Below are 11,083 nucleotides of genomic sequence, written 5' to 3' on the forward strand. Positions count from 1 at the left end.
GGGCAGTAGTGCAACCGAATGAGCAGGAGGATCGACCGTGGCCGATACCCAGTTGGACGTCAAGTCCAGCGCTCCCGTCGTGGTCTCGCACGTCGATGAGGCCGAGGTTCCCTCTGCCGCATGGGGGTGGAGTGGTGAAGGACTCAAGTTTTTCCGTTTCCTCGGATGGTTCTTCGCAATATTCCTGCTCCTGATGATGATCGGTAACCATCACGGCAAGGTCGAGGATCTGTGGCTCATCGGCACCGCCGGATTGATGATCTTCATTCTGGTCCGCGACATCGTCATCCGTCGCCGCCCGCGCTAGAGACGTAACCGCTAGATACGAAACACAGAGAAGGCCTCCACGAACGAAAGTCCGTGGAGGCCTTCTCTTTGCCTGTTTCAGGCCCGAAGCGTCTCAGTTCTCGGCGGCCAACTGACCACAGGCTGCGGCAATTTCCTGGCCGCGCGTGTCACGCACCGTGCACGAGACACCCTGAGCGATGACGCGACGCACGAACTCACGCTCGACGTCCTTCGGGCTCGCGTCCCATTCACTGCCTGGAGTCGGGTTGAGCGGAATCAGGTTGACGTGCACCAACCCGCCGAGTGCCTTCTTCAGTTTCTTGCCCAACATGTCCGCGCGCCACGGCTGATCGTTGACGTTCTTGATCATCGCGTACTCGATGGACACACGGCGGCCGGTCTTGTCTGCGTAGTAACGCGCGGCTTGGAGCACCTCCGACACGGACCAACGATTGTTGACCGGCACAAGGGTGTCGCGCAGTTCGTCGTCCGGCGTGTGGAGCGATACCGCCAGCGTGACGCTCAGGCCTTCGTCGGCGAGCTTGCGGATAGCGGGAGCGAGGCCGACGGTCGAGACCGTGACGGATCGCTGCGACAGGCCGAGTCCGTCCGGTGCGGGCGAGGTGATGCGTCGTACCGCCGCGACCACACGCTTGTAGTTCGCCAACGGCTCGCCCATGCCCATGAACACGACGTTCGAGAGGCGTCCGGGGCCACCGGCTATTTCACCGTCGCGCATGGCTGCTGCTGCCTCGCGAACCTGATCCACGATCTCGGCAGTCGAGAGGTTGCGGTCGAGGCCGCCCTGACCCGTCGCACAGAACGGGCAGGCCATTCCGCAGCCTGCCTGACTCGATATGCAGAGTGTCGCCCGATCGGGATAGCGCATCAGGACGCTCTCGAGCAGCGTTCCGTCATGTGCCTTCCACAGGGTCTTGCGTGTGTCGCCCGAATCGCACGCGAGATGCTTGATCGGCGTCAGCAAAGTCGGGAAGAGCGACTCCCCCACTTTTTCGCGCACCGATGCGGGGAGGTCGGTCATCTTTTCCGGATCTGCTTCGAGCCGCGCGTAGTACTGACGCGCCAGCTGATCGGCCCGGAAAGCCGGAAGGCCGAGCTCTTTCACCGCTTCTTTGCGCTCGGCGGAATCGAGATCGGCGAGGTGCCGAGGAGGCATTCCGCGCTTGGGTGCAGTGAAAACGAGGGGAAGAGAGGCAGCCATAGTTACACCATTGTCCCATTGTTTTGGGGTGCTACCCCACTGCCACCCGATTGTGGCCGGATTACCCGTGCAACTTCGCGCAGGTTGCGTGATGATCATGTCATGTCAACCACACCAGAGGATCCGTCGAACTCCCCCGTGTACGGCCCTGCCGACGGTTTCGGTCCCGACCCGGAACTTCCGAAAGTTGGCGAGGACAAGGCAGTCGAAGAACACGATCCCGAACCGAACCCGACGCCTGAACCGACGCCGGCAGGAACCGCGGTTACCGACCGAACCAGGGCTGCGACGACGTGGGTTGGCCTGGTCATCGGCGCAATCGTGCTGGTCTTGCTGCTGGTGTTCATCTTGCAGAACCTCGAGAGCGTCTCCGTCAAGATCCTGGCCTGGCAAATCGACTTTCCGCTCGGAATCACGATCCTGCTCTCCGCGATCGCGGGCGCATTGATCATGGCGTTGGCAGGCGGGGTTCGCATCATTCAGATCCGGCGCGCAGCGAAGCGGCAGATGTGACTGAAATCTAGTTACGCAATTGGGTCGATCGATGGGCCAGCAGGCATCATTGATGTCGTGGAAATCACCGGAAAGGCCCTGATGTGACTACTCACATGGAGAGACCTGTGACCTCGCGAATTGCCCCGCAGCAGGCAAGATCCTGGCTCCTCGTCCCCGCGTCCAAACCGGACACCTTCGACGCCGCCCTCGCGAGTGCGGCCGACGCCGTCATTCTCGACCTCGAGGATGCCGTCACCGCACCCAACAAACCGGCCGCCCGCCGCGATGTCGCCGCATTCCTGAGCGAACACAATCACGCCTGGGTTCGGATCAACGACGCCACGACACCGTTCTGGGAAGAGGATCTGGCCGCACTCGCGGGCCTCCCCGGACTCGAGGGTGTCATGCTCGCGAAGACCGAGAGCGGCCAGCAGGCCGACGCCACTGCCGAGCGACTTCCCGAGGGCACCAAGATTCTTGCTCTCGTCGAATCCGCGGTGGGGCTCGAAGCTGCGCCCGAGATCGCACGCACCGACGGAATCTTCCGTCTTGCATTCGGCAGCGGAGACTTTCGTCGCGACACCGGGATGGACGACTCGCCCACCTCGATGTCGTACCCGCGTTCGCGGCTCACGATCGCCAGCCGCGCGGCTCGTATCGCTCCGCCGATCGACGGTCCAACGCTCGGCCCCGATCTGGATCTGCTCGCCCGAGACTGTGCGATCACGTTGTCACTCGGCATGGCAGGCAAGCTCTGCATGACCACCGCGCAGACTGCCCCCGTCAACGCGGGCCTGAGTCCGTCCGTGGCCGACGCGATTTGGGCTCAGAACGTCATCGACGATCTCGGTGAAGACGGCTCACGCGTACGCGACGGCAGTGACCTGCCCAAACTCGCCAAGGCAAAGAAGATTCACAAGCTTGCAACCCTGTTCCACATCCCCACCGATCACTAATTTTTTTGCTACTGAATCGGTGCAGAAAACGTCAGGCGCTCAAGTCGGAGCGCCTGACGTTCGTCTTTCGAGCCCGCCATCACGCCAGTTCGAGTGACCGCGGTTTGAATCGAACATGGATCCGGTATCGCACCGCAAAGGCCAATCCCGTCACCTGCGAGAACGCACGCTCGGCGGTCTTCTCGGTGAACTCGATCCCGAGTACTCGCCGCAAGTCGTCTCGATTCTCGAACTCCCACCGGGCGTCGACACGGATGAGCGAGAACCCTTGAGCCTCGAAGAACGCTTCGACGGCCGTTGGATCGTATTTGGGCAGATCCGCCCTCATCCACTCTCCGTACGGGCCGGCGCTCACATCGAGATCCACGATCAGCAGGGCTCCCCCGGGCCTCAGGATGCGCATGGCCTCACGAATTCCCGGGCCGCAGCCTTTGCCGAAGAAGTACGCCGTACGGGCATGAACGAGATCGACGGAAGCATCCACCAGACCCGTGGACTCCGCTGAACCCTGGACTACGTCGATCGACGCCGAATCGCTGGTTCGTTCCCGCGCGGCCTTCACCAGCGGTGCGTGCGGCTCCACTCCGACAACACGACGGGCGGTACGAGCGAACTCCGGTAGATGGAACCCCGCCCCACAGCCGACGTCGACGACGTCGCGTCCAGACCAGTCGACCTGGGCTCGCATCGCGGCCCAGATGGAACCGTCGACGTCCTGCGCGCGGTTCTCGATTTCGTACACGTCCGGCCAATGCCAGATGTTCGGGCTGGGGATCGGCTTGGAACGGCCGGAGAAGAAATCACGCACGCGAAATCAGACGAGTGCGTACAGAATCAGCCAGGTGACAAAAGCCGACGGCAGGAGCGAATCCAGGCGATCCATGATTCCGCCGTGGCCGGGAAGCAAGGTTCCCATGTCCTTGATGCCGAGTTCACGCTTGATCTGCGATTCAATCAGGTCGCCGACCGTCGCGACTACCACCAGGACGACACCGAGCAGGACGCCGATCATCGAGTTCGCGTCGAGGATCAACGTCACCGAAAGCAAACTGCCGATAACGCAGAAAATGAGGGAGCCGACGAATCCCTCCCAGGACTTCTTCGGGCTCACAGCGGGCACCATCGGGTGCTTCCCGAACAGCACTCCGGCCGCGTAACCACCGATGTCGGAGCACACGACACCGATCATCAGGACGAAGACGCGGCCCGGGCCGTCGTCTTCGAGCACCATCAATGCGCCGAATGACGCCAAAAGTGGAATCCACGCCAAAACGAACACCGTGATGGAGGTATCTCTGAGGAAGTTCTTCGGGGTCGCCTTGAGCCCGTGGTCGAACAACCGCCACACCATGCACACCAGGACAGTCGCGGTGAATCCGCTGAGCACCCCGACCGGTCCCCACGGCCAGCCGAGCCAGATCGTGGCTTGCCCTCCGACGAGAAGCGGAATTCGCGGCACCTCGATGTCGGCTTCCCGAAGCCGCGTGGTGACCTCCCACGTTGCGATGAACATCGCGATCGCGACTACAGCGATCCACCCCGGGGGCAGGAAGATCAAAGTGCCGATGACCAGGGCGCCGAGACCAGCTCCGACGCCGATGGCGGCAGGTAGGTTCCTGCCCGCCTTCGACTTCGGCGGTTGCGCGCCCTCAGCGCCGCCCGTAGGCCCGTCCGTGACGGGACCACCGGCGGTTCCCTCTTGTGCGTGCACCCAGACTCCCTGATCTACTCCCGACGACAAACACTGCAAACGAGGAGGCTATACCTCCATCAACTCTGCTTCCTTGTGCTTGACGAGTTCCTCGACCGTGTGCACGTACTTCGCCGTGGTCTTGTCGAGTTCTTTCTCTGCGCGACCGACCTCGTCCTCGCCGGCTTCGCCGTCCTTCTGGATCCGGCCGAGTTCGTCCATCGCCTTGCGACGAATGTTGCGCAACGTGACCTTCGAGTCCTCGCCCTTGGACTTGGCCTGCTTCACCAGTTCCCGACGACGCTCTTCGGTGAGCTGCGGAACCGAGATGCGGATGATGCTGCCGTCGTTGGACGGGTTCACACCGAGATCCGAGTTACGGATCGCCGTCTCGATCGCGTTGAGCTGCGAAGCCTCGTACGGCTTGACGATGACCATGCGGGCCTCGGGGACGTTGATGCTCGCGAGCTGCGTGATCGGCGTGATCGAACCGTAGTAGTCGATCACGATGCGCGAGAACATACCGGGGTTGGCGCGTCCGGTGCGAACCGAGCCGAGATCGTCCTTGGCTACCGTGACAGCCTTTTCCATCTTCTCTTCTGCCTCGAAGAGCGCTTCATCGATCACGGCTGTTCCTCCATGTTGTCTGCATCATTTTTTGGGTGTCACTCACGACTTGATCAGGGTGCCGATCTTCTCACCGGACACCGCGCGAGCGATGTTTCCTTCGGTGAGGAGGTTGAACACCATCATCGGCATCGAGTTGTCCATGCAAAGGCTGAACGCCGTTGCGTCTGCGACCTTGAGCTCACGTTCGATGACCTCGCGGTGCGTGATCTGTTCGTACATCGTCGCGTCCGGGTCGATACGCGGGTCAGCCGAGTAGACGCCGTCGACAGCCTTGGCCATCAGGACTACCTCGGCACCGATCTCCAGCGCGCGCTGCGCAGCAGTGGTGTCGGTGGAGAAGTACGGCATACCCATCCCGGCACCGAAGATGACCACGCGCCCCTTCTCGAGGTGCCTACGTGCACGAAGGGGAAGGTACGGCTCGGCGACCTGTCCCATGGTGATGGCCGTCTGCACACGAGAATCGACGCCGGCCTTCTCCAGGAAATCCTGCAAAGCGAGGCAGTTCATGACGGTGCCGAGCATGCCCATGTAGTCGGAGCGCGCGCGATCGAGGCCACGCTGCTGCAGTTCCGCTCCGCGGAAGAAGTTTCCACCGCCGATGACCACTGCAACCTGTACGCCTGATCGAACGACCTCTGCGATCTGCTCAGCCACCTTGGTGACCACATCGGGATCGAGACCGACTTTGCCGCCTCCGAACATTTCGCCGCCGAGTTTGAGCAGGACCCGCTTGAATCCTGGACGTTCGTTGGCAGGTTCGGACATTGTTCTCCTCAGTTCGATACAAGACCCTGTAGGTCCTTCGTTCTTCTTCTGTCACCGAATCGGAGACGGTGACACAGAAAGCCCTCGGGACTAGTCCCAAGGCACTCCCATCCTGCCTCATCGGAGGCCCCAGGTACACGTAGACCCCGCCGGTAGAGCAAATGCTCTTCTGGCGGGGTCCATGTGTACGGGCTCCGATTAAGCGGAGGCGCCGACCTCGAAACGCACGAAGCGCTTGATGGTCACGCCGGCCTCGTCGAGGATCGCCTTGACGGTCTTCTTGGAGTCCTGAACCGAAGACTGCTCGGTCAGCACGACGTCCTTGAAGTAGCCGTTGACGCGGCCTTCGATGATCTTCGGCAGAGCCTGCTCGGGCTTGCCCTCCGCGCGAGCGGTCTCTTCGGCGATGTGGCGCTCAGAAGCCACGATCTCCGAGGGGACCTCGTCACGCGTGACGTACTTGGCCTTGAGTGCAGCGACCTGCATTGCAGCTGCGCGAGCAGCCTCGGCTGCGGCATCGCCTTCACCGGTGTACTCGACGAGCACGCCGACGGCCGGCGGCAGGTCGGCACTGCGCTTGTGCAGGTACACGGCAACGGGGCCGTCGAAGGAAGCGACGCGGCTCAGCTCGAGCTTCTCGCCGATCTTCGCGGACTGCTCCTGGATGACGGTGTCGATGGTCTTGCCGTCGAGCTCGAGCGCCTTGAGAGCGTCGAGGTCGGCGGGCTTGCCAGCGGCAGCGACGGTCACGATGGAGTCGGCCAGCTTGATGAACTCGTCGTTCTTGGCGACGAAGTCGGTCTCGCAGTTGATCTCGATCATGACGCCGTCCTTGGCGACGACGAGACCCTCAGCGGTGGTGCGCTCTGCGCGCTTTCCGACATCCTTCGCGCCCTTGATACGCAGCTGCTCGACGGCCTTGTCGAAATCGCCGTCTGCATCTGCGAGTGCGTTCTTACATGCCATCATTCCGGAGCCGGTGAGCTCACGGAGCCGCTTGACGTCAGCGGCGGTGTAGTTCGCCATGATTAGCGAGCCTCCTCATGTGTCTGTTTCGGACCTAGGACTAACGGTGAAGCACGGCCTGACGGTGGTGCTCGGGCCTAACGGTGAAACGGCCCTGACCAAAAGAACTCTTGGTCAGGGCCGGTTTCAACGAATCAGGCCTCGGTGGCCGGTGCCTCTGCGGCGGGGGCTGCCTCAGCCTCTGCAGCGGGGGCTGCCTCAGCCTCTGCAGCGGGAGCTGCCTCAGCCTCTGCGGCCGGAGCTGCCTGCGAGAGCAATTCCTGCTCCCACTCGGCGAGGGGCTCGCCCGCGCCGGCTTCGGGCTTCGCGTCCTTGTCGGCGCTCAGTCCTGCACGTGCCTGCACACCCTCGGCAACCGCGGAAGCGACAACCTTGGTCAGCAGTGCTGCGGAACGGATGGCGTCGTCGTTGCCCGGGATCGGGTAGTCGACGAGGTCGGGGTCGCAGTTGGTGTCCAGGATCGCGATGACCGGGATGTTCAGCTTGCGAGCCTCGGCAACTGCCAGGTGCTCCTTGTTGGTGTCGACGATCCACACCGCGGAAGGAACCTTGGCCATGTCGCGGATACCACCGAGGGTGCGATCCAGCTTGGTCATCTCACGCGTGAGCATGAGGATTTCCTTCTTGGTGCGACCTTCGAATCCACCGGTCTGCTCCATTGCCTCGAGCTCCTTGAGGCGAAGCAGACGCTTGTGGACGGTGGTGAAGTTGGTGAGCATGCCGCCGAGCCAACGCTGGTTGACGTAGGGCATTCCGACGCGAGTCGCTTCGGAAGCGATGGACTCCTGCGCCTGCTTCTTGGTGCCGACGAAGAGAACGGTGCCGCCGTGGGCAACGGTCTCCTTGACGAACTCGTACGCCTTGTCGATGTACGTCAGCGTCTGCTGGAGGTCGATGATGTAGATGCCGTTGCGGTCGGTCAAGATGAATCGCTTCATCTTCGGGTTCCAGCGACGGGTCTGATGTCCGAAGTGGGTTCCACTATCGAGCATCTGCTTCATGGTTACGACAGCCATGGCTGTGTACCTCAAACTTTCAATCCGGTTGATGCAGGCGATCGGGTGATCCCTGCCCTGGCACCCGCACGGCCGTCGGACCTGTTTCGTGAGAACCAGGACCAGCCGAGGCCGGAAAACGTGCGCGGGCGCGCGAAGTCGGACTGTGCGAGCACAGACCGCTCGACAAGTGTACGTCCTCGTCCCCCGATGCCATAACCACCCCGGAAACAACGGACCGAACCGGCGGTTGTGGATCGGCGGCCATCCTGTGGATTACCCGTCCGATCTGCATTGAAGCGCGCGCGACTCCGCGGAAGATCAAGCAATGACGATGTTGAGCGGAGCCCGACGAGGAGTGGTCGTCGCCGTGATTTTCTGCTGTGTAGCCGTAGGTACGGCGTCGGCAGAGGCGCGTTTCGATTGGCCGCTCGCTCCCCGGCCGCACGTGGAACGCGCTTTCGACCGACCGGCCCAGAATTGGCTTCCTGGTCATCGCGGTGTCGATCTAAGCGGCAGTCCCGGTCAATCCGTCCTCGCGGCCGGCGACGGCATTGTGGCGTTCGCGGGAGTCGTCGCGGGAAAGCCGGCGGTATCGATTGATCACGACGGCGGCCTACGTACGACCTACGAACCCGTCGTGGCCGGCGTTCGAGCAGGCGAACGCATCGCGGCCGGGGCGGTGATCGGCACCCTCGAATCCGGGCACGATGGGTGCGTCGTCGCCGCATGTTTGCACTGGGGCCTGCGCAGAGGGCGCGAGTATCTCGATCCACTCGGGCTCGTTCGGTCGCAACCGCTCAGGCTCAAGCCACTGACCGGGGGTTGAGTCTGGCGGGGGGGTTGAGTCAGTGCCACTCGGAAACGGCGTGCCGACCCACAGCGTCCGCGAAATCGTCGGCAACCATCGCTGCCAGTTCCATGAAAGCTCGCCTGGTGGCCGGTCGCATCAACTCGAGATCCATCACCGATCCCTCCGCGAGATGCTCGTCGAAAGGAATGACCTCGACGGCGCGGCATCGACGCATGAAGTAGTCCACCAACGCGTCCATGTCGATGACGCTCGACCCTGGTCTGGCGGCGCTGATCACGACGACGGTCCGTTCGACCAGATGACCGTATCCATGCAACTGAAGCCAATCGAGTGTTGCCGCTGCGCTTCGTGCCCCGTCGATTGCCGGAGAACTGACGAGAACCAACGAATTGGCAAGATCGAGAACTCCGTTCATCGCCGAGTGCATGATCCCGGTACCGCAATCGGTGAGGATGATGTTGTAGTAGACCTGCAAGATGTCGATGACCTGGCGATAGTCATCCTCGCTGAACGCCTCCGAAATCGCCGGGTCCTGCTCACTGGCCAGTACCTCGAGACGACTCGGCGACTGAGATGTGTGCGCGCGTACGTCCGAATAGCTCTTTATGTCCGGCCTCGCGGCGATCAGATCACGGACTGTCGAATTTGTCTGCAGCGGAACACGTTGCGCCAACGTTCCGAAGTCGGGATTGGCATCGACCGCCACGACGCAGTCGCCACGAAGCGAAGCAAACGTCGCACCGAGTCCGACCGTGACGGTTGTCTTGCCGACGCCACCTTTGAGCGAGAGCAAAGCGATTCGGTAGTCGTTGCGAATCGGCTGCTCGATTCGGGCGACCAGTGCACGGTTGCGCTGTTCGTTGGTCGAATCCCCCAGATTGACCACACCTGCGGTCGCACGATGCAATCCTCTACGCCAGCCGCCACGCGGCGTCCGTTTTGGGCGTTTCAGTAAAGCTTCGGCAACCAGATCCTGGTTTGTCACCTGCTGCTGGCTCGACGGCGGCGGTGGCGCGGTCCAGGCCTCTTGCGGTCGCGCCACAGGCTCTGGCGTCGACATCGGCACAGGAGCCGGTTGCGGCGCTTCGGACAGCCAGGCCGGTTGGCCACTGTTCGGCGGGTGCTTTACATCTTGGCGGTTCACGAATCCCCCGGATATCGCATGTAATCGAGTGCCTTGACACGACGATCGAACTTTGCCGATTGTTCACTCTTCCGACCTGCGACGCTACCAAACACCTGCCGAGAACTCGCGCCGCTTCACAATCTAGGCGCGTGGATGGGCCTGATCGTGGACGGATCGGAGCCGTTCGACCGATACATGCGTGTACAGCTGAGTAGTCGCCAGACTCGCGTGCCCGAGAAGTTCTTGCACCACACGAAGGTCTGCGCCGCCTTCCAGCAAATGTGTCGCAGCCGAGTGCCGGAGCCCGTGCGGACCCATGTCGGGAGCCCCTGGAATTGCAGCCATGGTTTCGTGGACTACCGAACGCGCCTGACGCTGATCGAGCCGACCGCCTCGAACTCCGAGGAGCAACGCCCGCCCAGACCGATCCGAACTCAGTGCGGGTCTTCCGTGCTCCAACCATCCGTTCAGTGCCGATTCTGCGGGCAGGCCGTAGGGCACCGATCGCTCCTTGTTTCCCTTGCCGAGCACACGCAGCAGGCGTCGATCGGCGTCGACCGACTCGACGTCCAGTCCACACAACTCGCCGACGCGAATTCCGGTGGAATACAGCAATTCCACGATGAGTCGGTCCCGCAGGGCGAGCGGCTCTTGTTGCTGCGCACCGCTTTCCGCCGCATCCATTGCGTCGATCGCCTGACTCTGGCGCAGCACCGTCGGCAGCGTGCGGCGAGCAGGTGGAGCTGCCAGACGTGTACCGGGGTCGACGGGAATGCGTCCTGTCTGCGCGAGCCACGCCGTGAAACCGCGCGCCGACGACGCCCGTCGAGCTACCGTCGTCCGGGCCGTTCCCACGGCATTCTGGGCAGCCAACCACGAGCGCATGACGCTTAGGTCGAGGCCATCGAGATCTGCAGTCTCCGAACCGGCAGCGAAATGGGTCAGCAATGCCCGCGCGTCACCAACGTAGGCACGGATCGTGTGTTCAGACCGCCCTCGGCTCAGTCGAAGGTGCTCGGCATAGGCATCGAGGTGAACACTCAAGCTCGCCGACAATGCGTCAGTCATGAACA

13 protein-coding genes are annotated in these 11,083 nt (G+C 62.4%); 4 read left to right on the forward strand and 9 right to left on the reverse strand.

Translation table 11 applies throughout. From position 1 onward, the window contains the following. The first annotated feature begins 37 nt into the window (after window positions 1–37). A complete protein-coding gene (locus ACSW29_RS24620) occupies window positions 38–307 on the forward strand; it encodes a DUF2631 domain-containing protein (RefSeq protein ID WP_003942762.1) in 270 nt (89 codons plus the stop codon). 93 nt (window positions 308–400) lie between these two features. On the opposite strand, the gene rlmN is transcribed toward ACSW29_RS24620, so the two are convergent. Continuing rightward, on the reverse strand, window positions 401–1,510 hold the full coding sequence (gene rlmN, locus ACSW29_RS24625) for a 23S rRNA (adenine(2503)-C(2))-methyltransferase RlmN (RefSeq protein WP_230812959.1): 1,110 nt from the start codon (window positions 1,508–1,510) through the stop codon (window positions 401–403). Between the two features lie 102 nt (window positions 1,511–1,612). Here rlmN and ACSW29_RS24630 point away from each other — a divergent pair, with 102 nt between their 5' ends. Together ACSW29_RS24630 and ACSW29_RS24635 are read left to right on the forward strand one after the other, a co-directional pair. Next, a complete protein-coding gene (locus ACSW29_RS24630) occupies window positions 1,613–2,023 on the forward strand; it encodes a LapA family protein (RefSeq protein WP_230812956.1) in 411 nt (136 codons plus the stop codon). Between the two features lie 95 nt (window positions 2,024–2,118). Continuing rightward, window positions 2,119–2,961 carry an HpcH/HpaI aldolase/citrate lyase family protein gene (locus ACSW29_RS24635; RefSeq protein WP_030244636.1) on the forward strand — a complete coding sequence of 281 codons (843 nt, stop codon included), beginning with the start codon at window positions 2,119–2,121 and terminating at the stop codon, window positions 2,959–2,961. 79 nt (window positions 2,962–3,040) lie between these two features. Here ACSW29_RS24635 and ACSW29_RS24640 read toward each other — a convergent pair whose 3' ends face one another. From ACSW29_RS24640 to rpsB, 6 genes are all read right to left on the reverse strand, one after another. Beyond that, entirely contained in the window at window positions 3,041–3,769 is a 729-nt protein-coding gene (locus ACSW29_RS24640; RefSeq protein WP_230812955.1) for a class I SAM-dependent methyltransferase, read from the reverse strand. A 6-nt stretch (window positions 3,770–3,775) separates the two neighbouring features. Continuing rightward, entirely contained in the window at window positions 3,776–4,672 is an 897-nt protein-coding gene (locus ACSW29_RS24645) for a phosphatidate cytidylyltransferase (protein ID WP_003942673.1), read from the reverse strand. A 48-nt stretch (window positions 4,673–4,720) separates the two neighbouring features. Next, window positions 4,721–5,278 (reverse strand): ribosome recycling factor, encoded by a 558-nt coding sequence (frr, locus tag ACSW29_RS24650; RefSeq protein ID WP_003942777.1) that lies wholly within the window; start codon window positions 5,276–5,278, stop codon window positions 4,721–4,723. A 42-nt stretch (window positions 5,279–5,320) separates the two neighbouring features. After that, window positions 5,321–6,049 (reverse strand): UMP kinase, encoded by a 729-nt coding sequence (gene pyrH, locus ACSW29_RS24655; protein ID WP_019747988.1) that lies wholly within the window; start codon window positions 6,047–6,049, stop codon window positions 5,321–5,323. A 198-nt stretch (window positions 6,050–6,247) separates the two neighbouring features. Further along, on the reverse strand, window positions 6,248–7,075 hold the full coding sequence (gene tsf, locus ACSW29_RS24660; RefSeq protein ID WP_347872184.1) for a translation elongation factor Ts: 828 nt from the start codon (window positions 7,073–7,075) through the stop codon (window positions 6,248–6,250). A 134-nt stretch (window positions 7,076–7,209) separates the two neighbouring features. Then, window positions 7,210–8,091, reverse strand: a complete 882-nt coding sequence (gene rpsB / locus ACSW29_RS24665; protein WP_113682954.1) for a 30S ribosomal protein S2 — start codon at window positions 8,089–8,091, stop codon at window positions 7,210–7,212. Window positions 8,092–8,398: 307 nt separating this feature from the next. Here rpsB and ACSW29_RS24670 point away from each other — a divergent pair, with 307 nt between their 5' ends. Then, on the forward strand, window positions 8,399–8,899 hold the full coding sequence (locus ACSW29_RS24670; protein WP_347872183.1) for a M23 family metallopeptidase: 501 nt from the start codon (window positions 8,399–8,401) through the stop codon (window positions 8,897–8,899). Window positions 8,900–8,918: 19 nt separating this feature from the next. Here the strand turns inward: ACSW29_RS24670 and ACSW29_RS24675 are convergent, their stop codons facing one another. After that, the gene (locus ACSW29_RS24675; protein WP_347872182.1) at window positions 8,919–10,028 is read right to left on the reverse strand and encodes a MinD/ParA family ATP-binding protein; all 1,110 of its coding nucleotides are present in this window, start codon (window positions 10,026–10,028) and stop codon (window positions 8,919–8,921) included. Between the two features lie 123 nt (window positions 10,029–10,151). Further along, entirely contained in the window at window positions 10,152–11,078 is a 927-nt protein-coding gene (locus ACSW29_RS24680; RefSeq protein ID WP_347872181.1) for a tyrosine recombinase XerC, read from the reverse strand. Between the last annotated feature and the right edge of the window lie 5 nt (window positions 11,079–11,083).

The organism is Rhodococcus sp. GB-02 (assembly GCF_053470465.1).

What these genes read in the sequence shown, in the direction of transcription:
- ACSW29_RS24680 (WP_347872181.1), bottom strand. Translation starts at nt 11,078, where the DNA reads ATGACTGACGCATTGTCGGCGAGCTTGAGTGTTCACCTCGATGCCTAT.
- ACSW29_RS24630 (WP_230812956.1), top strand. Translation starts at nt 1,613, where the DNA reads ATGTCAACCACACCAGAGGATCCGTCGAACTCCCCCGTGTACGGCCCT.
- ACSW29_RS24670 (WP_347872183.1), top strand. Translation starts at nt 8,399, where the DNA reads ATGACGATGTTGAGCGGAGCCCGACGAGGAGTGGTCGTCGCCGTGATT.
- pyrH (WP_019747988.1), bottom strand. Translation starts at nt 6,049, where the DNA reads ATGTCCGAACCTGCCAACGAACGTCCAGGATTCAAGCGGGTCCTGCTC.
- tsf (WP_347872184.1), bottom strand. Translation starts at nt 7,075, where the DNA reads ATGGCGAACTACACCGCCGCTGACGTCAAGCGGCTCCGTGAGCTCACC.
- rlmN (WP_230812959.1), bottom strand. Translation starts at nt 1,510, where the DNA reads ATGGCTGCCTCTCTTCCCCTCGTTTTCACTGCACCCAAGCGCGGAATG.
- ACSW29_RS24635 (WP_030244636.1), top strand. Translation starts at nt 2,119, where the DNA reads ATGGAGAGACCTGTGACCTCGCGAATTGCCCCGCAGCAGGCAAGATCC.
- rpsB (WP_113682954.1), bottom strand. Translation starts at nt 8,091, where the DNA reads ATGGCTGTCGTAACCATGAAGCAGATGCTCGATAGTGGAACCCACTTC.